At 41.3% G+C, this 24,459-nt stretch carries 20 protein-coding genes; 14 read left to right on the forward strand and 6 right to left on the reverse strand.

The features are described 5' to 3' along the window. Positions 1-212: hypothetical protein (locus ACO1XM_RS13490; RefSeq protein ID WP_486229827.1), on the forward strand; the 212-nt coding region annotated here is incomplete at its 5' end. A 38-nt stretch (positions 213-250) separates the two neighbouring features. Here ACO1XM_RS13490 and ACO1XM_RS13495 read toward each other — a convergent pair. Together ACO1XM_RS13495 and ACO1XM_RS13500 are read right to left on the reverse strand one after the other, a co-directional pair. Beyond that, positions 251-3,196 carry a leucine--tRNA ligase gene (locus ACO1XM_RS13495; protein ID WP_486229829.1) on the reverse strand — a complete coding sequence of 982 codons (2,946 nt, stop codon included), beginning with the start codon at positions 3,194-3,196 and terminating at the stop codon, positions 251-253. Between the two features lie 158 nt (positions 3,197-3,354). Next, the gene (locus ACO1XM_RS13500; protein WP_486229831.1) at positions 3,355-4,659 is read right to left on the reverse strand and encodes a M20/M25/M40 family metallo-hydrolase; all 1,305 of its coding nucleotides are present in this window, start codon (positions 4,657-4,659) and stop codon (positions 3,355-3,357) included. 186 nt (positions 4,660-4,845) lie between these two features. Between ACO1XM_RS13500 and ACO1XM_RS13505 the strand changes: the two genes are divergently transcribed. The 5 genes from ACO1XM_RS13505 to ACO1XM_RS13525 all read left to right on the forward strand — a co-directional run bounded on the left by ACO1XM_RS13505 (position 4,846) and on the right by ACO1XM_RS13525 (position 10,031). Continuing rightward, a complete protein-coding gene (locus ACO1XM_RS13505) occupies positions 4,846-7,011 on the forward strand; it encodes a TonB-dependent receptor (protein ID WP_486229833.1) in 2,166 nt (721 codons plus the stop codon). A gap of 77 nt (positions 7,012-7,088) precedes the next feature. Continuing rightward, positions 7,089-7,736, forward strand: a complete 648-nt coding sequence (locus tag ACO1XM_RS13510) for a hypothetical protein (protein ID WP_486229835.1) — start codon at positions 7,089-7,091, stop codon at positions 7,734-7,736. A gap of 45 nt (positions 7,737-7,781) precedes the next feature. Next, positions 7,782-8,225: a DUF2141 domain-containing protein gene (locus ACO1XM_RS13515; protein ID WP_486229837.1), complete on the forward strand. Its 444-nt coding sequence runs from the start codon at positions 7,782-7,784 to the stop codon at positions 8,223-8,225. A 16-nt stretch (positions 8,226-8,241) separates the two neighbouring features. After that, the gene (locus ACO1XM_RS13520; protein WP_486229839.1) at positions 8,242-9,273 is read left to right on the forward strand and encodes a sensor histidine kinase; all 1,032 of its coding nucleotides are present in this window, start codon (positions 8,242-8,244) and stop codon (positions 9,271-9,273) included. Continuing rightward, positions 9,270-10,031, forward strand: coding sequence for a LytR/AlgR family response regulator transcription factor (locus ACO1XM_RS13525; RefSeq protein WP_486229841.1), 762 nt, complete (start codon positions 9,270-9,272; stop codon positions 10,029-10,031). Before ACO1XM_RS13520 ends, ACO1XM_RS13525 begins: the two co-directional genes overlap by 4 nt. Here ACO1XM_RS13525 and ACO1XM_RS13530 read toward each other — a convergent pair whose 3' ends face one another. Further along, complete coding sequence (locus ACO1XM_RS13530; protein WP_486229843.1) at positions 10,032-11,192, reverse strand: chromate transporter; 1,161 nt, start codon at positions 11,190-11,192, stop codon at positions 10,032-10,034. A gap of 88 nt (positions 11,193-11,280) precedes the next feature. Here ACO1XM_RS13530 and ACO1XM_RS13535 point away from each other — a divergent pair, with 88 nt between their 5' ends. From ACO1XM_RS13535 to ACO1XM_RS13550, 4 genes are read left to right on the forward strand one after another with little or no spacing between them, the layout of a single operon-like run. Next, a complete protein-coding gene (locus ACO1XM_RS13535; protein WP_486229845.1) occupies positions 11,281-13,836 on the forward strand; it encodes a TonB-dependent receptor in 2,556 nt (851 codons plus the stop codon). A gap of 45 nt (positions 13,837-13,881) precedes the next feature. Further along, positions 13,882-14,793, forward strand: coding sequence for a sulfite exporter TauE/SafE family protein (locus ACO1XM_RS13540; protein WP_486229847.1), 912 nt, complete (start codon positions 13,882-13,884; stop codon positions 14,791-14,793). Positions 14,794-14,850: 57 nt separating this feature from the next. Beyond that, entirely contained in the window at positions 14,851-16,326 is a 1,476-nt protein-coding gene (gene crtD, locus ACO1XM_RS13545; protein WP_486229849.1) for a 1-hydroxycarotenoid 3,4-desaturase CrtD, read from the forward strand. Positions 16,327-16,358: 32 nt separating this feature from the next. Next, the gene (locus ACO1XM_RS13550; RefSeq protein ID WP_486229851.1) at positions 16,359-17,051 is read left to right on the forward strand and encodes a carotenoid biosynthesis protein; all 693 of its coding nucleotides are present in this window, start codon (positions 16,359-16,361) and stop codon (positions 17,049-17,051) included. Here the strand turns inward: ACO1XM_RS13550 and ACO1XM_RS13555 are convergent, their stop codons facing one another. From ACO1XM_RS13555 to ACO1XM_RS13565, 3 genes are all read right to left on the reverse strand, one after another. Then, a complete protein-coding gene (locus ACO1XM_RS13555) occupies positions 17,052-17,558 on the reverse strand; it encodes a DUF6913 domain-containing protein (RefSeq protein ID WP_486229853.1) in 507 nt (168 codons plus the stop codon). It abuts the gene before it with no gap. A 107-nt stretch (positions 17,559-17,665) separates the two neighbouring features. After that, positions 17,666-19,678 (reverse strand): NAD-dependent DNA ligase LigA, encoded by a 2,013-nt coding sequence (gene ligA / locus ACO1XM_RS13560; RefSeq protein WP_486229855.1) that lies wholly within the window; start codon positions 19,676-19,678, stop codon positions 17,666-17,668. 2 nt (positions 19,679-19,680) lie between these two features. Then, on the reverse strand, positions 19,681-20,238 hold the full coding sequence (locus ACO1XM_RS13565; RefSeq protein ID WP_486229857.1) for a hypothetical protein: 558 nt from the start codon (positions 20,236-20,238) through the stop codon (positions 19,681-19,683). 73 nt (positions 20,239-20,311) lie between these two features. Between ACO1XM_RS13565 and ACO1XM_RS13570 the strand changes: the two genes are divergently transcribed. From ACO1XM_RS13570 to ACO1XM_RS13585, 4 genes are all read left to right on the forward strand, one after another. Next, positions 20,312-21,022: a hypothetical protein gene (locus tag ACO1XM_RS13570; RefSeq protein ID WP_486229859.1), complete on the forward strand. Its 711-nt coding sequence runs from the start codon at positions 20,312-20,314 to the stop codon at positions 21,020-21,022. After that, a complete protein-coding gene (locus ACO1XM_RS13575) occupies positions 21,009-22,643 on the forward strand; it encodes a S8 family peptidase (protein ID WP_486229861.1) in 1,635 nt (544 codons plus the stop codon). The genes ACO1XM_RS13570 and ACO1XM_RS13575 overlap by 14 nt, the downstream gene beginning before the upstream one ends. Positions 22,644-22,678: 35 nt before the next feature. After that, on the forward strand, positions 22,679-23,329 hold the full coding sequence (gene rpe, locus ACO1XM_RS13580; RefSeq protein ID WP_486229863.1) for a ribulose-phosphate 3-epimerase: 651 nt from the start codon (positions 22,679-22,681) through the stop codon (positions 23,327-23,329). A gap of 146 nt (positions 23,330-23,475) precedes the next feature. After that, positions 23,476-24,450 (forward strand): hypothetical protein, encoded by a 975-nt coding sequence (locus tag ACO1XM_RS13585; RefSeq protein ID WP_486229865.1) that lies wholly within the window; start codon positions 23,476-23,478, stop codon positions 24,448-24,450. The last annotated feature ends 9 nt before the right edge of the window (positions 24,451-24,459 follow it).

Genomic DNA, 24,459 nt, shown 5'->3' on the forward strand with positions numbered 1-24,459 from the left:
ACAACCAACAACCAACAACCAACAACCAACAACCAACAACCAACAACCAACAACCAACAACCAACAACCAACAACCAACAACCAACAACCAACAACCAACAACCAACAACCAACAACCAATTTCAATTGATCATTATTTTGTCAGATTGCTTCGTCACGCATCACACAACCTGCGCTTCGTTCCTCGCAAAGAGGCGCTGTTTTTAAGTTAGTCCAACCTCATTGACAATTGTCCATTGACCATTGTCAATTATAACACTACGTTCACAATCTTTCCTTGCACCACAATAATCTTCTTGGGTGTTTTGCCTTCACTCCACTTTTGCACCGTTTCTGAAGCCAGCACTATTTTCTCTATATCTTCTTTTGGCATATCCAGTGCAAAATTCATTTTGCCCCTTACTTTGCCATTGATGGAGATAGGATATTCGTGTGAGCTTTCCGTCAGGTATTCTTCATTGTGGATTGGGAAGATAGCATTGAGAATACTATCATCATGTCCCATTTTCTCCCAAAGCTCTGCAGTAATGTGTGGTGCATAAGGTGCCAGCACAATACACAAAGGTTCCAGAATGCTGCGTTTGTTACATTTCATGGAAGAAAGCTCGTTAGCGCAGATCATGAACTCACTGACAGAAGTATTGAAAGAGAAGTTTTCTATATCATGTGCGACTTTCTTAATGGTTTTGTGTAAAACCTTAAGTTCTTCACGTGTTGCAGCTTCTTCACTGATATTGAAGTTCCCGTTTTTATCATGAAAGAGATTCCAGAAACGTCTTAAGAATTTATACACACCATCGATGCCTTGTGTATTCCAGGGCTTGGATAACTCCAAAGGACCTAAGAACATTTCATACAAGCGAAGTGTGTCTGCACCATAGTTGCTTACAATGTCGTCAGGGTTAACCACATTGTATTTTGATTTAGACATTTTTTCGACTTCGGAGCCGCAGATGTATTTGCCTTCCTCAAGGATGAATTTTGCGGACACATAATCGTTGCGCCATTTCCTCAATTTGTCTGTATCTAAAACATCACCCTCAACAATATTTACATCTACATGAAGTATGTCACAAAGGGATTTTGGATACTTATGAAAGTCGGCTAATTCGTCTGTAAGGTTGTTTTCTTCAAGATATTTTCTTAGTAATTCATTTTTTAAAGGATTCTCCTTAATGTTCTTGGCAATAGAATAGGAAACATAAACATCAGTTCTCTTCTGCTCAAATTTATTTACGGGAGAACCGTCATGTTCATTATAAAATCCTAATCTATAGATGAGCTTAGACACCCCCTGTATATGCCCCTGGTTAATCAACTTCTTAAATGGCTCTTCAGCTTCTACATAACCTAGATCTTTCAAGGCCTTGCACCAGAAGCGTGAATACAATAAATGTCCTGTGGCATGTTCGCTGCCACCCATGTACAAGTCAACGTCTTTCCAGTAGCTGGTTTTTTCCTTGCTGGCAAAAGCCTCATTGTTTTTCGGATCCATGTAACGGAACCAATACCAACTGGAGCCTGCCCAGCCAGGCATGGTGGTTAATTCATGCGAAAATCCCTTGTAGTTCCAATCTTTTGCCCTTGCCAATGGTGGCTCTCCACTTTCGGTTGGTTTGTATTCATCAATCTCTGGTAGCGTGATCGGTAAATCCTGTTCTGCTACAAGCTTAGGTAAACCATCTTTATAATAGACAGGGAAGGGCTCACCCCAATAACGCTGGCGACCAAAAATGGCATCGCGTAAACGGAAATTTACTTTCCCCTTACCTACTTTTAGCGCTTCTACTTTTTTAATACCGGCTGCAATGGCTTCATCAACAGTTAAGCCATTCATAAAATCAGAGTTGATGACCTTCGCATCCCAACTCACAAAAGCTTCTTCTTCAACACTGGGCCCTTCAACCACTTGTCGTATAGGCAAATTAAAATGCTTGGCAAAACGATGATCACGTTCATCATGACCCGGCACGGCCATGACAGCGCCTGTTCCATAACCAGCCAATACATAATCAGAAATCCAGATTGGAATTTGCTCGCCATTAAAAGGATTGATGGCATAAGCACCCGTGAAAGCACCACTCACGCGTTTTACTTCACTCATGCGCTCACGTTCACTTCTGTTTTTGGCCACTTCTACATAAGCCTCAACAGCGTTACGTTGTGCATCAGTAGTAATCTTGTTTACCAGTTCATGTTCTGGTGCCAACACCAGGAAGGTAACGCCAAAAACAGTATCGATCCTCGTGGTGAAGACCTCAATTTCAAATTTCAAATTTGAAATTTCAAATTTGAATTGGCAACCTAAGCTTTTACCGATCCAATTGCGTTGCATTTCTTTCACAGGTTCAGGCCAATCAATGGTATCTAAACCTTTCAGCAAACGATCAGCATAAGCAGTAATGCGCATGCTCCATTGCAACATTTTAATACGCTCTACCGGGTAGCCACCGCGTTCACTTACACCATCTTTTACTTCATCATTAGAAAGTACTGTCCCTAAAGCAGCACACCAGTTCACCATGGTTTCGCTTTGATAAGCTATGCGATAGTGTTGCAGAAATTCTTCTTTTTCTCTTTCGTCAAAATTTTTCCATTGCTCAGCGGTGATGGATGGCGTGTCCTCATCACATACTGCATCAATATTGTTATTGCCGTTCTTCTCTAGTTCACTGATAAGTGTAGTGATGGGTTCGGTCTTACCGTCCATTGTCCATTGTCCATTGACCATTGCCTTTTTGTTGTACCAGGCATTAAACAACTGCATGAAAATCCACTGCGTCCATTTGTAATAGGCGGGTTCGCAGGTTTGGACTTCGCGACTCCAATCGTAAGAGAAACCGATTTGTCTGAGTTGTCTTTTATAGGTCTCTATATTTTTAGCTGTCGTAACAGCAGGATGCTGTCCTGTTTGAATGGCATATTGTTCAGCTGGTAAACCGAAGGCATCAAAGCCCATAGGATGGAGCACATTAAACCCCTTACTGCGCTTGTAGCGGGACACGATGTCCGATGCGATGTAACCAAGAGGGTGCCCCACATGCAAACCTGCCCCGGAAGGGTAGGGGAACATGTCAAGCACATAATATTTAGGTTTGTCAGAAGTATCAGAAACTTTATAGGCTCCTTCTTTTTCCCACTTCTCCTGCCATTTCTGCTCAATTTTCTTGATCTCTTCCTTGCTGTATTCGGCCATTTTGCTCAGTTCAATGTTATGCGAACCGCAAAAATAGTGAAAGCAAAGGAATTATAAAGGTGAGATTTCGGGTCGTCCTTTCTAATTATCCGCTAACTATTTCTCCAGATCTTTGTGCCTTAGCGACAAAGATCTGGAGAAAAGGAAGGGTAACAGCTTTAACGTACGCTGGCCTTATCGATACGTTTGGGGGCATCGGTTCCGCTTACCATAGAGCGGGCACTTAAGGCAATAGCCCGTATCGTTACCGTTATGTTTTTTACATCCAGGGTTTCTACTTCGTCATTCACCGTATGGTAAAATTTATCGATGTCAATTTCATCGGTGGAGATAGTGTGTGCAGGTACGCCCAGTCTAGCCAGTGTGGCATTGTCAGAACGATAGAATAAATTTTGTTTGGGATAAGGATCAGGCATAAATTTGAAAGGTGTGCCCAGCAAATTGCGTTGCAGAATTTCACCAAAATCAGAGCGCTCATAACCGGTAATAAAAGCATGGTCGCGTCCCCACTTGGAGGGTTTGCCAATCATTTCAATATTAAACATGGCCACTACCTGATCTGGATTCAGTTGTTCAGAAAAATAGCGTGAACCAAAGCCACCAATTTCTTCTGCTGTAAAGGCAACAAAAATTAGGGTGCGGTTATTGTCTTTTATTTTTTTGTAGTAGTTAGCCAAAGCAATGACAGCAGTCGTACCAGAGGCATCATCATCGGCACCGTTGGCGATGGAGTCTCCATCCACAGCCGCTCTGATGCCTATGTGATCATAATGACCGGAGAAGACTACATATTCGTCCTTCTTCTTTTTTCCTTCTATCATACCCACAACATTCGTCATGGTAATGGCTTCAATACTTTGCGTAGCCTCTACGTTGTAAGTATTGATAGGCTGATCGGTAACAACAAATACTTTCGTGCCTTTACGACCAGAGATGAGTCGTTTACCAAAATATCCTTTTAAGTCAGGGAATACTTCAAGGTAAGCAGGGTGTACAATAACAAAGGCAGCGCTGGTATCGCGACTAAGCATAAAAGCTTTGCTGATCAGTGTTTGTCTTTTGTTGACAATGGTGCTGTCATAGTCGATGCGAAGCATGCCAAATCCACTGTTGGCATTGATCTTGAGATTTTCAGTGGCTAGTAATACTTTATCACTGCTCAAGGCCTGACCGTTAAGCGCCACTTTTACAGAACCAGGTACAATCAATTGTTTTTGAAAAGCTTGTCGGTAACTTTTTTGACCGGCAAGGGGTTTTAAACCAATTTTTTCAAATTCACTTTCTATAAAAGCAGTAGCTTTCTCCATGTATTCAGGTCGCATGGCAGGACGCCCCATCATATCATCCGCGGCCAGGGTGCTGATAATTCTGCCGACATTTTCTTCCGTGATGTGTTTGTCGACTTGTTGTGCCTTAGCAGTAAAAAGGCAGATGATGAATAGCGTGGTAAATAACAATCGCATGTTAACAAGGTTAAGTCTTAAAAGTATAGATTCAACAGGCAAAAGCAAAACCCGCTTACCTTAATTGGCCATTAGTCTCAATCAAAGGCTAATAATTCATCCGCCCTCTTTACAATTCATCCCGCTACTCTGACACTTCAGTAACACTTTTTAGCTAAGAAGGCCTTTTTGAGGAAGATTTGAAACATGATTCGATCACTACTCCACACAAGCCTTGTCTTCCTGCTCACTTTTTCAGCAGGATTTGCCCAAACCCTGATCTCCGGAAAAGTTTCGGATGAAAAAGGAGAAGCCATACCCGGTGCCAATGTATCCCTGAAAGACACTTACGATGGTGCCAGTACCAATATCGATGGCAGCTTTCGCTTTTCTTCAACCGAAAAAGGTAAGCAAGTATTATTGGTAACCTTTGTGGGTTATAAAAATTATGAACAAGCTATAGAATTGGTAGGCACCCCGTTGACATTGAGCATTCAACTGAAAGAGACCATCAATCAGTTAGAAGCCGTAACCATTACGGCAGGCGCTTTCACCGCCAGCGATGAATCGCGCAGAACGGTTTTTAAAGCCTTGGATATCGCCACCACCGCGGGTGCTACTGCCGACATAGCCGGTGCTTTGAATACTTTGCCGGGTACACAAAAGGTGGGAGAGAGCGGTCGCCTCTTTGTTCGTGGTGGGGAAGGCAATGAAACCAAAACGTTTATTGATGGGATGGTGGTGCTCGATGCTTATGGTCCGGCTGCACCCAACACGCCTTCACGCGGACGCTTTTTACCTTTTATGTTTAAAGGAACGAGTTTCAGTACAGGTGGCTACTCTGCCGAATATGGTCAGGCACTTTCTTCAGCCCTGGCCCTTGACTCGAAAGACAAACAGGAAGTAACCAGAACAGACCTTGGTATTTTATCGGTAGGTGGTGACGTTTCGCACACACAAGTATGGGATCGTGCTTCATTGGCCGGTAAAATTCAATACACCAATATTAGACCTTACTATGGTTTAATCAACCAGGAGGTCGATTGGAAAAAACCTTTTGCTTCTTTAGAAGGTAGCAGCGCCTACCGCAAAGAAATCGGTAAGCATGGTATGTTAAAAGCCTTTGGTAATTTCAATACATCATCCTTCAGCTTATACCAACATGATATCGCTGATGCTTCACAAAAAAGATTACTGACCTTAGATAATAACTATGGTTATGTGAATACTTTCTACAAAGATCAGTTGTCAGAAAAATGGATAATACGCGGTGGCTTATCATACACGCTTATTGATAATGATGCGAATATAGAAGGTAATAATGCTGACGAAAGAGAAGAAGGTATACATGCCAAAACCGTTGTAGAGGGTTCACTCTCCGACAGGGTAGAGATTAAAGCAGGTGCAGAAGTGATTGCACGCTCCTATGAACAAGTGTTGCGCTCACCATTTTTTCCAACGGCACGGCTATTGGCTTTTACAGAAAATGTAAGTGCTGTATTTGCCGAAGGTGATGTATATGCTTCCAACGCCTTTGTTACACGCTTGGGTGTGAGGGCTGAGCACAATAGTTTGTTAAATGAGGTCAGCGTGGATCCAAGAATTTCCCTTGGCTACAAACTTCATACAGATGGTCAATTTTCTTTGGCGTATGGTACTTTTCGTCAAGCCCCTAAAAATGATTGGTTAAAACTAAATAACAACCTGCAACAGGAAAAAGCACAACATTACATTGCCAACTACCAATACATTTCCAATAACAGAACCTTTCGTGTAGAAACCTATTACAAGGCTTATGAAGATTTAGTAAAATTCACAACGAATCAGGAAGAAGCAAGCAGCAATACAGGCAAAGGGTATGCACAAGGCCTGGAATTATTCTGGCGCGATAACCAGAGCATTGATAAAGTTGATTATTGGGTGAGTTATTCTTATCTGGATACCAAACGCGACTATTTGAATTACACAAATGAAGTAATGCCTTCATTTGCTTCTGCACACAACTTCTCTTTTGTATACAAGCATTTTGTATCCAAGTTGAAAACACAGTTTGGCGCTACTTACTCCTATTCAAGTCCGCGTCCTTTTAATAATCCAAACGAAAACACTTTTATGAATGGCCGTACACCCGCGTACCATGACTTAAGTATTAACATCAGCTATTTACCGAAGTCGAATATAATTGTCTATGCCTCTTGTACAAATATATTGGGACGTGATAATATTTTCGGATACGAATATACAACAACACCTGATGTAAATGGTGTGTATACTGGCAGGGCTATTCGTCAACCTGCACGTAACTTCTTATTTCTCGGTGTATTCATCACGCTTTCAAAAGATAAGGGCATGAATATGTTACCATCACTTTAGAAATTACGATTTAAAATTTACGATTTACGATTTACGATTTACTGATAACTAACAACTATAACCTAACAACTAAAACTATGAAAAACTTAAACATCATCCCCCTCATCATCGGACTGCTTGTATTGGCAGCGCAGTTGGTATTTGCTAATGATAAATACACTGAGATTATGCAAAAAAACATTGAGGCTGTTTACCAGGCAAAAAGTGTAGAAGAATTTCAATCGCTGGCCAATACTTTCCACAGAATAGCAGAGGCAGAGAAAACCAAATGGGAAGCTTTCTACTATGAAGCATATGCCTATGTCATGATGGCAAATTTTGAAAAAGACGCAGCAAAAAAAGATGGCATGCTGGATGCCTCTCTAAAGGCACTGGAGAGCGCCAAGACCTTACAACCTGGTGAATCTGAACTGGTAGCTTTAGAAGGCTTCGTGCACATGATACGTGTAACAGTCGATCCTGCCTCACGTGGTCAGCAATATTCTGGCATGGCCTTTCAGGCATTTAATAAAGCGGTGGCCATGAATCCTGAAAATCCCAGAGCCTTGGCACTATTGGCTCAAATGGAATTTGGCACAGCTAAGTTTTTTGGTTCATCCACTACTGAGGCCTGTGCTACGGCATCAAAGGCCGTGGAGAAATTTGAAAACCAAAAGCCTACTTCTTTGTTGAGTCCTGTGTGGGGTAAAAATATGGCGCAAAGCTTGAAGGAGAAGTGTCAATAACGAATTTTTTGAAAACATACTTAATACACTAACTTTAAAACAAATATGAAATCGATACAAGCATTGCTTTTGGTCGCGTTGTTGACCACAGCTTTTCGTTCTGAAACAAAGGGTTCTTTAGTGGTCTCACTTTCCAATATTACCCAAACCGGTAAAATTAATGTAGCCATCTATCGCGAAGGTGGAGAATTTCCGGATGATAAGTTTATTGTAAAAACTCAAACAGGCGAATGCAAATCGAATGTTTGCAGCTTTCAGTTTCAGGATATACCCTTTGGTGAATATGCTATCGCAATTTATCAGGACGAAAATGACAATGGTAAACTGGATACAGGTGCCTTTGGCGTACCGACTGAACCTTTTGCTTTCTCCAATAATTTTAAACCGCGTTGGGGCGGCCCTACTTTCGAAAAGTGTAGCTTTAAATTTGAACAGGATAAGCAAAGTGTATCGATTACCATGATTAACTCACTTTTTGGAGGAGATTAATTTAAAATAGTCAAATTTGGAAAAGCCAATAACCCATAGCAGCAGAAGAGTAAAAGAATACGGAAGCGTTTTTATCCTTTCAATAGTAGGCTCAACAATTCTGACTTATTTTACATGCACTTCCTGTAGTGGTGACGCATCGAAATTTACGCTCACCACTTTTTTCTCAGCAGTTATGTGGGCTGTACTTTGGATCGGCAATGGGGAGTTGGCATCTTTCTTAAGTTCAAGATTTCCATGGGTAAAAATGCCCATGACACGTTTGTGGACAGGGCTTGCTTCAACGGTAATTTTTACAACCCTGGCTGCCATCGGTCTTTTAAAGTTGTGGGAGTATTCGCGTAATATTCGATTCAATGATTATACTGATTTTATTGTTATATCCTTATTAATTACTTTCTTCATTTCACTGACCATGCATGGACGTGAGTTCTTGCTGCAATGGAGAAAATCGGCAGTAGATGCAGAGCGTTATCAGAAAGAAAGCATGACGGCTACTTACGAGAGTTTAAAAAATCAGGTCAATCCACACTTTTTATTCAATAGCCTGAATGCCTTGACCAATCTCGTTTATGAGGACCAGGACAAGGCAGCCAAGTTTATCAAGCAATTATCGGAAGTGTATCGGTATGTATTGGAAACCCGAGATAAGGAGCTGGTGCCAATAGGGGATGAGTTGCGTTTTCTTGAATCCTACACCTACCTGCAGCACATACGCTTTGGTGATAAATTGAGAATTGACAACGCTCTCTCCACCGTACAAGCGATGGTAGCTCCTTTAGCTTTGCAGATGCTGGTTGAAAATGCTGTTAAACACAATGAAATATCACAAGATAGGCCCTTGACCATCCGTCTCTATAGTGACAAACAATTTCTTATTGTTGAAAATACCTTGCAAAGAAAAACCAATACGGGTGAAGAATCTTCAGGTTTGGGATTGGATAATATTGTGAAACGCTACAAGTTTTTAAGCAATCAGCCAGTGCAAATCAGTGAAGGTGCGGATCTTTTTGTTGTTAAAATACCCATCATTAATCCATTACTATGAGGGTATTGATTATTGAAGATGAAGAACAAGCCGCCAGGCGAATAGAAAGTCTGGTAAAGGAATTAGAACCGGGTGTTATCGTGCTCGACAAGATTGATTCCGTAAAGCGCGCTGTTGCGTGGTTTACTAACAATGTTGCGCCTGATTTGGTGCTGATGGATATACAATTGGCGGACGGAATCAGTTTTCAGATTTTTGAGCAGTGCAAAGTAAGTAGTCCTGTTATTTTTACAACAGCCTACGATGAATATGCACTAAAAGCCTTTAAGGTGAATAGTGTAGATTATATTTTGAAGCCGATTGATAAAGACGAACTTAAAACAGCCATCGACAAATTGAAATTAAAAACTGTTAATACCGATGATGCGCAGAACAGGTTAGTTAATATTGAGTTAGCCGTACAGATGCTCACCAAACGAAGTAAAAGTCGTTTCGTTATTAAGGTTGGCGAGCATTTAAGAACCATTGAAGTAGAAAATATTCTTTACTTTTTTAGCCAGGATAAAACCACTTTTTGTCATACAACTGATAAGCGTGATTATATCCTGGATTATACCCTCGACCAATTAGAGGAAATGCTTGATAAAAGATCTTTTTTCCGAATCAACAGGAAATACATTATTTGCCCGAAGGCCTTTCAGGACATTATCAGTTATACGAACAGCCGCCTACGCCTCGTGTTAAAAGATTCTGACGATCAGGATGTGATTGTCGCCAGAGAAAGGGTTCAGGAATTTAAAGACTGGCTGGATCAGTAATCATAAAACAAATAGTTTCAGCAGTATCCCCGTTAGTGCGGCAAATACGATGAGCACTGGTTCTTGTAATTTTTTAAATCCAAGCAACAAGAGCAGTGTAACAAATGCAATGGATGCAGAAGGAATATCTACTAATGTTCTTTTTGATAAGACTAAAACAGCACCGGCAATGGCTCCCACGGCCGCAGCGGTAACACCATCAACAAATGCTTTTATAGCTGGATGCTTTCCGTATTTTTTAAAATAGGGAGCCGGAAGAATGGTAAACAAGTAACAAGGAAGAAAAGTAGCACCCGCTGCGATACAAGCGCCTGAAAAGCCATCTACTAAAAATCCAATGAAACCTACGGTAATCACAATAGGACCAGGCGTTATCATGGCCACAGCAACTGAATCTAAAAATTGTTGTTCACTTAACCAGGCGTATTCTTTTACAACACCACCGTACAGAAATGGCACAATGGCCAAACCACTTCCAAAAACAAAAGCACCGGCTTTCAGAAAAAACAGAAACAGATCAAATGACTTTGAATGACTAACAAATGTAGATGCCTGTAGCATCGATGGAGCTAAAAAAGAAAAGGCATGCAGTTGAGGTATTGGTTTTATTCTGATGAAATAGATCAGGACACCTCCACCAAGTATCAACCAGATGTTTTCTTGTTCGGTAAGAAAAGTCGTAACAGCCAATACGATGAAGATCAGCCAGAGTGTCCAATCTTTACCAATGCTTTTCTTGGTTAGTTTATAACTGCTCAGTGTAATAATGCCGATAATACTCGCACCAACTCCATAAAAAACTGCTTCAATCATCGGAAAACCATTGAAGCGGACATAGAAATATCCCAACGCCAAAACCATAAGAAAAGAAGGTAATACAAAAGCAAAACCAACGAGCGTTGCGCCCAGCACCCGGTAATGAACATACCCTATATAAATGGCAAGCTGTGCTGCTAAAGGGCCTGGTGCTAATTGAGAAAGTGCCATTCCTTCTTTAAAATCTTCCTCTGCAATCCACTTTCTATTGTCGACCAGGTCTCGTTGCATGTAACCCACCAGGGCCACAGGTCCGCCAAACCCGATGCTTCCAAGTTTTAAAAAATAAAGTAGTAAGGCCCTTAAGCTATAGGCAGGTAAGGGTGACTCAGTTTCTGTGTTCATGCCGCAATATAAAAATATTTTTTATTAGTCTACTAAATCTATAGACTTATAGAATTAATTATATATTTGCCCCATAATTATCAAATCCATGAAAAAAATCATCACTAAATACACAATACTTATTCTATTGATCTGCGCAAGCAATGTGCTAAAGGCCCAAAGTATGTTGAGCGGCATCGTGCGGGAAGAGGGAGGGCAGCCTGTAGAAGGTGCGACCGTATTAATTAATGGCACCAACAAATTTGTATTAACAGATGCTGATGGCAGATTCTCCTTAGCAGTAAGTGAGCGACCACCCTTTATTATTAGGATTAGTTATGTTGGATTTAAAGCGCAAGACTTTCAGGTAAACGAACTGAATCGCCCGCTTGAACTGACCTTAGTAGGAGATAATGAATTAGAGGAGGTAGTTGTTACTGCCAGAAGGCGTTCTGAAACTGCTCAACAAGTACCCATACCCATATCTGTGGTAAGCAGTGATTTGGTGGAAGATGCCGGTGCTTTTAACGTAAACCGTATTAAAGAGCTGGTGCCCACGGTACAACTCTATTCTTCAAACCCGCGTAACACTACACTCAATATTCGTGGTCTTGGATCAACCTTTGGACTTACCAACGATGGTATTGATCCTGGTGTTGGTTTTTATGTTGATGGTGTTTACTATGCAAGACCAGCAGCAACAACATTAGATTTTATTGATCTCGAACAGATAGAAGTGTTAAGAGGTCCGCAGGGTACGCTCTTTGGAAAGAATACAACGGCAGGTGCATTTAATGTAAAAACAAAAGAGGCAAGCTTTACACCGGGTGCTACGTTTGAAGTAAGTTATGGTAATTACGGATTTGTTCAGGCGAAGAGTTCTGTTACAGGGCCTTTCAGTAAAAAATTAGCAGGGCGTTTATCTTTTTCGGGTACCCAACGCGATGGTTTAATCTATAATGTCAGGTATCAAAAATATATCAACGACCTTAACAACTTAGGTTTCCGGGGGCAACTTTTATATACACCTACTGAAAATCTGAAAATTACTTTTGCGGGAGACGCTACGAGACAAAGACCTGAAGGCTATGCGCAAGTGGTGGCTGGTGTGGTGCCAACGCTTAGGGCACCCTATCGTCAATTCGAACAAATTATTGCAGACCTTGATTATCAACTTCCCAGCAGAAATGCCTTTGACAGATTAGTGGACCATGACACACCCTGGCGCTCAGGTAATGAGTTGGGTGGGGTTTCCGTTAATGTTGATGCAAAATTGGGGCAAGGTACGCTTACTTCAACGACTGCATGGCGTTATTGGAACTGGGATCCATCCAATGACAGAGATTTTACCGGATTACCTGTGCTTGCTTTATCACAAGCAACATCCAAGCATGAGCAATGGACACAAGAGATACGTTATGCCGGTGACTTATCAGCTAACATCAGTGGTGTAATTGGTGTTTTTGCGATCAGTCAGGATTTAAAAACAGACCCTTTTCACATTGAAGAATCAGGAGCTGCACAATGGAGATTCTCACAAAATACCACTAGCAATTTATGGCAGACTCCCGGGCTTTTTGATGGTTACGGCATCAGAACCAACTCGCGATTAAAAACTTTTGGTGCAGCTGTATTTGCACAAGTAGATTGGGAAGTGGTAAGCAACTTTCACATACTGCCAGGTATTCGCTATAACTATGATCAGAAGGAGGTTGATTTCAACAGACAAACGTATGGTGGTTTAGCAACAACAGATCCTGACCTGCTAGCCTTGAAACGTGCTGTCTATACCGATCAGGCTTTTACGGCTGATGTTGATGAATCAAATATATCAGGGCAATTAACCTTAGCCTACAAAGCTTCAAGGCAAATAAATGCTTTTGCAACTTATTCTTCAAGCTATAAACCAGTGGGCGTCAACCTAGGAGGTTTACCTACAGCCAATGGTGAAACCCTGGTCGATCTTGCAAGAATTAAACCTGAATATGTAACACACGTAGAGTTTGGTATTAAAACCAATCCTACTCCGCGATCTACTGTTAATCTAGTACTTCATAACACCGACATCGATGATTTTCAAACACAAGTACAAACAGCAGAAGTTGGTGTAAACCGTGGTTATTTATCCAATGCAGAAAAAGTCCGTGTAACAGGCGCTGAATTGGACGCGAACATTCGTATTGGAAAGAATTTTTCATTTTATGGAGCACTGGCGTATACCAATGGTGAATATGTTTCATTTAAAAATGCGCCAGTACCTTTAGAGGAAACTGGTGGCGCTAATGCTTTTAAAGATATCTCAGGTGGAAAATTGCCGGGAATATCAGATTGGGCTGGTTCTTTCGGGGGCGAATTGTTGTCGAATAGCCTTACGTTGCTTGACCAGGAAGCAAAATTATTTGTCGCTTTTGATAGTTACTATCGTTCCTCTTTTTCTTCCAGTGCATCGCCCTCACAATACCTGAATATTGAAGGTTATACTTTGTTGAATGCCCGTTTTGGATTCAGGGCTGCAGATGGTTTATCAATTTTTGTCTGGGGAAGAAATATTTTAGACAAGGATTATTTTGAACAATTGTTACCAGCGGCTGGCAATGCCGGGCATTATGCTGGTGTATTGGGCGATCCTGCTACCTATGGCGTAACGCTGCGGTATACTTACTAGCATCTTTTCTAGTAGAGGATAAAGCAATTAAACTGCAGTATTAGTATGAGTAATAAGTATAAGGAGGAAAACCTGTTATTGGTAAAAACAAAACCTGCTATTAATCGCCTGTATTATTTCCTGGTAATTGCCGGAGTTATCATTATCGCATGGATAGTATTTTCCTTTCCTTCCATACTTACTTTCTACACTGAAACAATACTACCTGCAATAGATGAAACATTTTTCATTTTTGTAGCAGCAGGTTTTGTTGCACAAATGATTGATGGATCATTGGGCATGGCCTATGGTGTAAGTGCTTCTACCTTTTTACTTTCTTTTGGTGTGCCGCCTGCCGCCACCAGCGCCAGTATTCATACTTCGGAGATTTTCACCAGCGGTGTTTCCGGTTTTATGCATTTAAAATTCAGGAATGTAAACAAGAAGTTGTTCTTAACCCTATTAATACCAGGTGTAGTAGGTTCAATTCTAGGTGCTTATATCTTATCTTCTCTTCAAGCGTATAACTATATTTTTAAACCTGTTGTCGCTTGTTACACACTTGTACTAGGCCTGCTTATTTTGCGCAAAGCGATAGGCAGAAAAATTGAAAAAGGTAAAACGAAGCATGTGCAGACGCTTGCTGTTTTCGGTGGATTTATGGACTCCGTAGGTGGTGGAGGCTGGGGGCCTATAGTTTCGTCCACACTCATTGCCAATGGTAGAGACCCACGGTATACGATTGGTTCCGTTAACCTAACAGAATTTTTTGTGTCCCTGGCGAGTTCAATTACTTTTTTCTTCGTAATCGGTATTAGTCATCTAACCATTATTGTCGGACTTATTTTGGGCGGGGTACTGGCTGCACCCATTGCGGCCAGCATTACCCGAAAGCTGCCCGTTAAAAGAATGATGCTGGTGGTTGCAATTTTAATTATACTCGTGAGTATTCGATTGATAATCACTTCCTTTAATTAGACTCTTATTATTAAAAATTTACTGAACAATAACAGTTAAAAACTGTTATAAGCGCGAATGAAACGCGCAGTCATTATTGGTTCAGGTGTGGCAGGCCTTGCTTCCGCTATACGCTTACGACTTCTTGGTTTTGAGGTAAGTGTTTTCGAGAAAAATGGTTTTCCTGGTGGTAAGCTCAGCGATTTTAAATTGGGTGAATACCATTTTGATCGGGGCCCCAGTCTTTTTACACAACCTGAAAATGTATTGGAGCTTTTCAGACTGGCTGGTAAAAATCCCCAGGATTATATTCAGATAGAAAAGTTAAAGGAAGCTAACCGTTACTTCTTTGAGGATGGCACAATCGTGCATGGTTATACTGATGTACAAAAATTTGATGACGAGTTAGTTACTAAGCTTGGTGAAAAAAAAGGACGAGCAACACAATATCTTAAGGAGGCAGCCAGGCTTTATCAATATGTAGGCCTCATTTTTCTGGACTATCCACTTCATCGCCTAAAGACCTGGTTGCATAAGCGTATTTTAAATGCCCTCATTGTTGTAAAGGGAAAACACTTAATACATTCAGTAGATCAGGTAAACAAGCAGGCCTTTACTTCACCAAAAGCACAACAGCTATTCAATCGCTTTGCTACGTATAATGGGAGCAATCCCTATGTAGCGCCTGCCATGCTTACCATGATTCCGCATTTGGAACACAATGAAGGTGCTTTCTATCCTAAAGGTGGTATGATTAGCATTACCAATGCTTTATATGCGCTGGCAAAAGAATTAGGTGTGCAGTTTTACTTTAATGAAGCAGTAAAAGAGATTGAAAAAAGTACCGATACAGTCAAAGCTGTACAAACTGAACAACGCACTGTAAAGACAGATGTGGTGGTAAGTAACATGGATGTTTATTTTACTTACAAGCAATTATTGAAAGATAATAACACTGCATTTGAAATCAGTAAGCAGGAGCGATCTACCAGCGCCATTATTTTTTATTGGGGAATTAAAAAGTCTTTTCCTGAACTGGATTTACATTCCATTTTCTTCTCTGATGATTACCAGCAAGAATTTGATGAACTCTTTGTAAAGAAAATACTTCCCACTGATCCGACTATTTATATCAACATTACTGCTAAAAAAGATAAGGATCATGCACCTTTGAATAGTGAGAATTGGTTTGTCATGATCAATGCCCCTGCCTCCCAAATGATCAATTGGGAGGAGGCTGTACAGTCAGCAAGGATAAGTGTACTCAAGAAACTGTCTCGCATCTTGAAAACAGATATCGCTCCTTTCATTGAACAAGAGTATATCTGGCATCCGGGAGGTATTGAGCGTGATACAGCCTCTTTTCTGGGTTCGCTTTACGGATCCAGTTCTAACGACCGCATGGCTGCCTTCTTTCGCCACACCAATGAAAGCAAGCAGTATAAAAACTTGTTTTTTACAGGAGGCACTGTACATCCGGGTGGGGGCATTCCATTATGCCTTAAAAGTGCCCGCATGGTAGAACTTTTAGTAAAAGAACAATTTGCCAACTGATGTGTTAAGCTACCAACCATAAGGAAATAAAGATGATAGCGCCTTTTTTAGCACAACGATTTGAGCAGATTGCGCCTAAATTCGGGGTTTCAGCTACCCTTGCTTTACTTTTTAATATTGGAGGTATTGCAGCTTTTGCCCTATGGGGTAAGTCTTTATTGGCAGCGCTATCTGCTCTTAATTTATTAGTCATGGCCATCCTGGTATTGATTAACCACGAACCGATTTCTAAAAAATTTATAGCTGCCTTTCTCAGTGTTATACTGATCGGTTTCAGCGCAGAAATCCTGGGTGTTAACACTGGTATTATTTTTGGTAACTACGCCTATTCCGATGTTTTGGGTTTTGCTCTTTTTGGTGTACCACTTATTATAGGCGTCAATTGGGCCATGGTGGTATTAGGCACCTATGCCTTGTCGCAATTGATTGTTTCCTCAAAATTCTGGCCTATATATCTTAACAGATCTATAGTGAGTATCACCTTAGCGGCTTCTTTAGCCACCTTATTTGATTATTTATTAGAGCCTGTTGCTATTCACCTAAACTTCTGGCAATGGGATGGAGGCAATATTCCACTGCTCAATTACATTTCCTGGTTTGTCGTCAGCTTTGTTGCGCTGTGGGTATTGAATAAAACCAAGACTGAGGAAAATAAAATGGCAGCCATTGTGTTATTGGCGCAAAGTATTTTTCTGGTAGGTATCACGATTATGATTCGCTGGTAATCAGCGCAGTTCCCGGCTATATTTCAAGGCAGCTTCTGCTAGTGATTTAATACCACTTTTACTTTCAATCATCAATTCAAAGTAAACTTCGTTGCCTTCAACATATTTGCCGATACGACATTTTGCTTTACAACGTGCCAGAATATTCAACACCATTAAATTGGGTGTTTCATCAAGGCAGTATAAAAAATCGAAGGCTATGTTAGAAAAGTTCAGTGCATCGTTCGATTGAAGATTGCCCCAAAAGGAGATCTCCTTTACAGTAAAGTAGTTGAAGAGAAATTCAAAGTTTTCTTTTTTCTCAGGTAGAAAAGCGAGCACAGTCACTTTTTTGCCTTCGCCCTCCAGCTTTTTAATCAATTCCTTTACAACATCGTGCTTGGCTCTGTCTTCTACAGAAAAAAGAATACCTACGCTTTGTGCCCCGGCAAAGGTTATGCTTTCGCGATGCGTTTTATTCTTTTTAACCTGACTGTTTGTATGATAGCGTAAGAAAGTAAGTTTCATTGATCAAGCTTTGATTGTTCCGGACACATGGTATGGCCGCTGGTTATTTTGATAATGGGTTATGTGCCAAAACGTCAAGTTAGTATTTTTTATCGGAGTCAGCCGAATCAGCCTTTTAAAAGTTCCTCAAACTCCTTTTCAGAGATAATTTTCACCCCAAGCTTCTCTGCTTTTTCTCTCTTTGATGGTCCCATGTTATCACCAGCCACTAAATAGTCTAGCTTGCCTGACACAGAAGATAAAATGCGTCCACCATTTTTTAGTATAATGTCCTGCAGTTGGTCGCGCTCATAATTTTGAAAAACACCCGAGATAACAAAAGATTTCCCGTTCAGTACATCGCTTTCTTTCTCTGGTTCTTTGGCACTGCTTTCCATTGCTAAGCCTGCTTTGCGCAGTCTTTCAATTTCCAGTTTACTTCTTTCATCTCGGAAAAAGTTAAAAACGCTCTGTGCAATTTTCTCACCTACCTCTGGTGCTTTCAACAATTCCTCCAGAGAGGCGTTGGCAATGTTGTCGATATTTTTAAAATGCCTGACAATTTTTTCAGCTACAGTTTTACCAACATGGCGTATGCCGATACCAAACAACACACTTTCAAAAGCAGCGGCTTTTGAAGCATTGATGCCATCGAGCATATTTTGAGCCGACTTATCTTTTACTTTGTCAAGCTTTAATAAATCTTCCTTTTTTAAATCGTATAAATCGGCAGGGCTATTAACCAGTCCGAGTTCGTTCAATTGCCTGATGGTTTGTTCACCCAGCGAATCGATGTCCATCGCCTTGCGCTGAATAAAATGTTCTACACGACCTCGAATCTGAGGCGCACAGCCAAGTGTATTTGGGCAATAATGCTGCGCTTCACCTTCTTCCCGAACAAGTAAGGTATTGCATTCAGGGCAATGGTTTATGTATTGTACGGGCTTCAGTCCTTCCGAACGTTTACTAAGATCAACACTGGTAACCTTTGGAATAATCTCTCCACCCTTTTCAACAAATACGTAATCTCCAAGACACAAACCTAGTCTTTCAATTTCGTTAGCATTATGTAAGGAGGCACGCTTCACCGTAGTACCTGCTAAAAACACCGGTTCAAGTTCTGCCACAGGTGTAATGGCACCTGTTCTACCCACCTGATAAGTAATGGCATTTAGTTTTGTGCTGACACTTTCAGCCTTGTATTTAAATGAAGTTGCCCAGCGTGGGCTTTTCGCGGTGAAACCCAACTGCTGTTGTTGCTCCAGGTTATTCACTTTAATTACTACACCGTCAGTTTCAAGGGGAAGTTCCAGGCGTTTCTTCTCCCATTTTTCTATATAATCAGTAACAGCTTTAATATTGGCACACTGGCTATAAGTAGGAGAGACCTTAAAGCCCCAGCTTTCAAGTTTGTGTATACTCTCTTCGTGTGTCTTGCTGTTTACGTCTTCGCCCAACAGGTAATAAACAAAACAATCAAGTTTTCTGCGGGCCACTTCACCAGAGTCTTGCATCTTCAAAGTGCCAGAGGCAGTGTTTCGGGCGTTGGCATATTTTTCTTCGCCAATGTCTTCGCGTTCTTTATTCAGTTGCAGGAAAATTTCTTTGGAAAGAAAAATTTCTCCACGCACTTCGAACTTCTTTGGAAAGATATTGCCTTTTATTTTTAAGGGTATAGAATGTATGGTGCGTACATTGGTAGTTACATCATCACCTTGTACACCATCGCCACGGGTAACAGCGCGAACCAATACACCGTCTTCATAAATCAGGCTGATGGATACACCATCAAATTTTAATTCGCAAAAGTATTCGTACGCTTCACCATCCAACCCTTTGGCTACACGCCCATCAAAGTCTTCGAGTTCCTGCACGGAGTAGGTATTGCTCAAAGAAAGCATGGGGTATTGATGAATTACTGTCTGAAAATTTTTAGTGATGGCACCACCAACACGCTGCGTAGGAGAGTCGATTAGCTTAAGTGCCGGGAACTGATCTTCCAGGGCTTGCAACTTTTTTAATAACTGATCAAACTCATAATCTGATATTTCAGTCTTATGCTTTTGATAATACAAATCATTATGATAATTGATCTGCTCGGTTAATACCTGAATCTCTTTGACAGCTTGTGCTTCAGTCATACTTATTCAACTTCTAAACGTTCTAATATTTCAGAAAGATGGTCGTAATCTTTTAGCCCCGGACTTTCTTCCTGCGTACCATTCAATACGATACCGTGTACACCTGTTTGGGTTGTAACTTCTTCCACTTCACTTAGGTTTTCTGCCTCAACTAACAACTTAATACTCTTTTTAGTATTTCCCATGTTGTTTAGCTGTGCCTTATCGACAATTAAAGCATAGAGATTTACAAGGTCTCCTGCTTTATCAAAATCATCATCTGTCCATCTTATAATCAGGGGCAGGCTGCCATCCACTAAGGGGAGTTCTTTTTTGCTCAGCTCCAGATAGTCTGGTTTATAGTGTTCAATAATGTCGGCCAACTCCGAAGCACTGCTTAGTCCGTAAATCTCTGCTACAATTTGAGGCCCTGATAACCAGCCACGTATATCTTGAAATTCCTTGGGTGCCAGGTAATTTTCTTGATTTTCTACAGTTACAAAACCCAATAAATCCACATTCATACCCGCACAATAGCGGGCATCGCTCAGGTTGGTCACTTTACCTACTTTTACAATCATTTTTAAAGGCATGGCCAAAGTTGAAAAGAAAAAATAACTTTGTAAGAATATGAATTCCAGAATTTACAATTGAATGAATTTGAAGCTGAGTTTTAGGGGTTTATCTTTTATACTGGCATTTTGGCTGGTGCTTTCATGCGAGTCAGCGGATGTGGAGGGTATTGTGCGGCTGAAAGACCATGAATATATGCCCTTACATGGGGGGCTTTATCATATTTACGCCATTACCGAGACTGAATATGTTAATGGACCTGAAGGAGAGAGCACTACTTACCAGTTAAAAACTGAAATAATCGACTCAATAGCGTCTACCAATGGTTACTTTACTTATGTGATGCAACTAAGCACAAGACCTTCTGCAGACCAACCCTGGGTTCCTTCTGAAACCTGGTCGGCCTTGTTTAATGAGCGCGAGGTTATTGTACAGGAAGGCAACATCAGTTTCGTAAAGCTGGCACTGCCCTTAACAGAAGACCGAACATGGGATGGGAATATTTACAATGCTTATGGAGAAGAGATTTATAAGTTAGGTTTGTTTGCACAGCCTTTGCGTGTAGGCAACCTGAATTTTACTGATGTAATTGAAGTTGTTCAGAAAGATGAAACCGATCTTATTGTAGGCAATGATGTGCGCAGTGAAACATACGCACGGGGCGTGGGTTTAATACAAGGAAGGGTAGAAACCATTGTATATTGCAGTAATAGTCAGTCCTGCATAGGGCAACAAATCATTGAAAGTGGTGTTATTAAAGAACAAGTATTACTTGAATATGGTCGCCTGTAGAATCTTATTACTGCTGCTATTCATTGCACTCACTTCATTCGCAGAAGCGCAGGTTAACCGTTATGTTGTATTTTTTAAAGACAAGAACAATTCTAATTTCTCAATAGCAGCACCACAGCAGTTTTTATCCCAACGTGCCATTAACAGGCGAATCAAAAATGAAGTTGAAGTTACAACGCAAGACCTACCGGTAAATGCAAGTTATGTAAGTGAGGTAAAACAAACAGGTGCACTCACTTTTTATACCTCGCGCTGGTTTAATGCTTTACTTATCCAATGCGATGTAGCCTTGCTCCCCACCATTGAGGCACTTCCTTCGGTAGACAGGGTTGAATTAGTTGCTCCGGGTGTTTTAAACAGCAATGCAGCAACAAATAGCTCCTCTTTCCTGAGTGCCAGAACCTCTTCTACTAAAGAAATTAAAACGACCAGCCAGCTTAGCATGTTAGGACTGGATGCCATGCACGAATTAAATATTCGTGGAGAGGGTGTTAAAGTTGCCGTATTTGATTCTGGTTTTCCTGGTGTAAATACAGTTACGCCTTTCAGTCACTTGCAGGACAATATAAAAGACACTTACAATTTTGTAAACAGGCAGACCAATGTATATCGCAATGATGACCATGGTACTGAGGTATTAAGTGTAATGGCCGCCTTTGTCGAGAACAGTTTTATTGGAGGAGCCTACAATGCCGATTACCATTTATACCTGACAGAAGATGTTGGGTCGGAGTACAGAATAGAAGAGTATAACTGGTTGTTTGCAGCAGAAAGAGCAGATAGTGCTGGGATCGATGTCATCAATGCATCACTCGGCTACAATACTTTCGATAATGCAACCATGAATTATACAAAGTTGCAATTAGACGGCAATACAGCAGTGGTAACCCGAGCTGCGCAATTGGCATCCGACAGAGGTATTGTTGTAGTAGTAAGTGCCGGTAATGAAGGCAATAATTCCTGGCAACTGGTAACACCACCTGCAGACGCTGTAGGCGTTATTGCAGTAGGCTCAGTTACCTCCACAGAAATTAAAAGTGCCTTCAGTTCCATCGGACCAACCAGCGACAATAGAATTAAGCCAGATCTTTGCGCCATGGGCTCCGGTACTTTTGTGGTGCGCAACACGGGCAATACAGGCACTACCTCTGGCACATCGGTAGCTTCACCCTTAATGGCAAGCCTGGTTACGGGTATTATTCAACGTTACGATACACTCACCAAAGATGAGATAGTTGAAGTACTCAAAGCCTCGGCTTCGTTGGCAGAAAGTCCTAATAATCAGTTGGGTTATGGTGTTCCAAACTTTGCAGAGGTAAGATTAAGATTAGAGCTCGTAGCAGGCTTGGAAAACCCTGAATCTTCCCGCTTTGCTGTTTATCCTAATCCGGCAGATAGCGGTTTTGTAATGATTGAAACAGTACAGGTAATTCAGTCGCAACCGCTGCAAGTAGAGGTTTGGGATATGAAGGGCACCTTGCTCAAACAGCTGGACGGTTCGAAGTTGTTGAGCGAGGGGCGATTACGGATGGACATCACTGAATTTCCAGTAGGATTGTTCCAGGTCAGAATTAATCAGGCAGGCCAAACGGATATTTTTAAAATCATAAACGTTCGCTAAAGTCTAAGGGCTATCTTTGCTCAAAATTTATATTCATGAGCGCTTTAATAGCCCCATCTGTACTGGCGTCAGATTTTGCCAACCTTGAAAAAGAAGTAAAAATGTTGAATGAGAGCCAAGCAGACTGGATGCATATCGACATTATGGATGGTGTGTTTGTTCCCAATATCTCCTTTGGTATTCCAGTGACAGAAGCCATTAAACGCCACGCTAAAAAACCTTTGGATGTACACCTCATGATTGTGCAGCCAGAAAAATACGTAGAAGCTTTTCATAAGGCAGGAGCCGAAATTATTTCAGTTCATATTGAAGCTTGCGCGCACCTGCACCGAAATATTCAGCAGATAAAAGCGTTAGGCATTAAAGCAGGCGTGGCGGTGAATCCACATACGCCTGTTAGTGCATTAGAAGATATTATTCAAGACATAGACCTTGTTTGTCTGATGTCGGTAAATCCAGGCTTTGGAGGTCAGAAATTTATTGAGCGTACCTATGACAAGGTGAAGCAGTTAAAACAGCTGATTGAGTCAAGAGGTTCTAAGGCTTTAATTGAAATTGATGGCGGGGTAAATCAGCACAACGCAAAAGCCCTGATAGCGGCAGGTGCCAATGTGCTGGTTGCTGGTAATTTTGTGTTTAGTGCGGATAAGCCAATGGATGTAATAGCGCAGCTAAAAACCCTATAAGTTTCAGCATTACATTACCTTATTGGGCATTGTCTTTGCTTTTTGGACTGCGACTATCGCATAATTTTTCTATTTTTAAAGCTTAATCAACTCATAATCTGAAATTAAGGAGGCTTATACCGTGCTTATTGCTTACCCTTGTGGGGATGCCCAACCTGTTTGCACAGTATGAAACAGACAAGCAGGCGACCATTCCCCTTGAATATTTCTACGTTAAAAACAAGAAAACCGGAATTCCTCTGTTGAGCAAGCTTACTTTTAGCCTGAGCACAGGGGCTGGTATCTCGTATTTCAAGCACAACCTGAATGGCTTCGGTATACAACAGAACCCCGGTGAAGCCCCTCTAATCTATACGGGCAACAGCTTTCCACAATATGCTAACTGGTTTAATACTACCGTACGCGATACGCTCCCGGTACTGCCTGCCAGCTTCAGGGTAAGTTCCGATACGGCTAGCTTAGGTTTTAAAGGAAGAGGTTTGAATATCCCCATTAAAGCCACCTTACACTACGAGTGGAAGCGCTACCGCATCGGAGGGGGTATTTCGTATGAATACATGACGGTGGGAAACTTCCGGCCACTTACTTACAAAAACGAGATTGCCGAATTTTCACCTGCCGCCAGAGGCGGCTTCATGCGTAAAATTTTTGGTATGGCAGGTGTTGCCGTCTACCGATATCAATATTATCTGCTGGTAGTTGATGCGCAGATAGGCAGTTATAAGCCCAGCAAGGCCTTTGACCTTGGTCAAATTCAGAAAGGTATTTATTACAACCTGGGTTTAACGGTAGAGCGGGATATGAGTGAATACCTCCGGCTTTTTGTCCGCCCATCTTACGACATAAAAAACTTCACCATCTCCGTACCTGAAACAGGTCTTGGCATAAAGCATCGCTTCAATGCCTTGTATATCAATGTTGGTGCTACCTACCGCTTCCCTGAATTGCGTAGGTGTGTCATTGACGGTTGCAGGGCGCAGGTAAATCATGTACATGGCAATAAACAGTACCGAAGCAAGGTGCATCCGATCTACAAAAAACAGAATCCGTACTATGGAGAAAACCATCCTACGCTAATCAAATACAAGGGCAGAAATAACAGGAAATTAAACCCCTATTAAGCCCATGGC

The sequence above is a fragment of the Chryseotalea sp. genome (assembly GCF_057350905.1).

Excerpts from the sequence above, each read along its gene's own strand:
- ACO1XM_RS13535 (WP_486229845.1), top strand. The coding sequence starts at position 11,281 with ATGAAAAAAATCATCACTAAATACACAATACTTATTCTATTGATCTGC.
- ACO1XM_RS13565 (WP_486229857.1), bottom strand. The coding sequence starts at position 20,238 with ATGATTGTAAAAGTAGGTAAAGTGACCAACCTGAGCGATGCCCGCTAT.
- ACO1XM_RS13540 (WP_486229847.1), top strand. The coding sequence starts at position 13,882 with ATGAGTAATAAGTATAAGGAGGAAAACCTGTTATTGGTAAAAACAAAA.
- ligA (WP_486229855.1), bottom strand. The coding sequence starts at position 19,678 with ATGACTGAAGCACAAGCTGTCAAAGAGATTCAGGTATTAACCGAGCAG.
- ACO1XM_RS13525 (WP_486229841.1), top strand. The coding sequence starts at position 9,270 with ATGAGGGTATTGATTATTGAAGATGAAGAACAAGCCGCCAGGCGAATA.
- rpe (WP_486229863.1), top strand. The coding sequence starts at position 22,679 with ATGAGCGCTTTAATAGCCCCATCTGTACTGGCGTCAGATTTTGCCAAC.
- ACO1XM_RS13555 (WP_486229853.1), bottom strand. The coding sequence starts at position 17,558 with ATGAAACTTACTTTCTTACGCTATCATACAAACAGTCAGGTTAAAAAG.
- ACO1XM_RS13510 (WP_486229835.1), top strand. The coding sequence starts at position 7,089 with ATGAAAAACTTAAACATCATCCCCCTCATCATCGGACTGCTTGTATTG.
- ACO1XM_RS13570 (WP_486229859.1), top strand. The coding sequence starts at position 20,312 with ATGAATTTGAAGCTGAGTTTTAGGGGTTTATCTTTTATACTGGCATTT.
- ACO1XM_RS13515 (WP_486229837.1), top strand. The coding sequence starts at position 7,782 with ATGAAATCGATACAAGCATTGCTTTTGGTCGCGTTGTTGACCACAGCT.
- ACO1XM_RS13495 (WP_486229829.1), bottom strand. The coding sequence starts at position 3,196 with ATGGCCGAATACAGCAAGGAAGAGATCAAGAAAATTGAGCAGAAATGG.
- ACO1XM_RS13530 (WP_486229843.1), bottom strand. The coding sequence starts at position 11,192 with ATGAACACAGAAACTGAGTCACCCTTACCTGCCTATAGCTTAAGGGCC.
- ACO1XM_RS13505 (WP_486229833.1), top strand. The coding sequence starts at position 4,846 with ATGATTCGATCACTACTCCACACAAGCCTTGTCTTCCTGCTCACTTTT.
- ACO1XM_RS13575 (WP_486229861.1), top strand. The coding sequence starts at position 21,009 with ATGGTCGCCTGTAGAATCTTATTACTGCTGCTATTCATTGCACTCACT.
- ACO1XM_RS13500 (WP_486229831.1), bottom strand. The coding sequence starts at position 4,659 with ATGCGATTGTTATTTACCACGCTATTCATCATCTGCCTTTTTACTGCT.
- ACO1XM_RS13585 (WP_486229865.1), top strand. The coding sequence starts at position 23,476 with ATGCCCAACCTGTTTGCACAGTATGAAACAGACAAGCAGGCGACCATT.
- crtD (WP_486229849.1), top strand. The coding sequence starts at position 14,851 with ATGAAACGCGCAGTCATTATTGGTTCAGGTGTGGCAGGCCTTGCTTCC.
- ACO1XM_RS13550 (WP_486229851.1), top strand. The coding sequence starts at position 16,359 with ATGATAGCGCCTTTTTTAGCACAACGATTTGAGCAGATTGCGCCTAAA.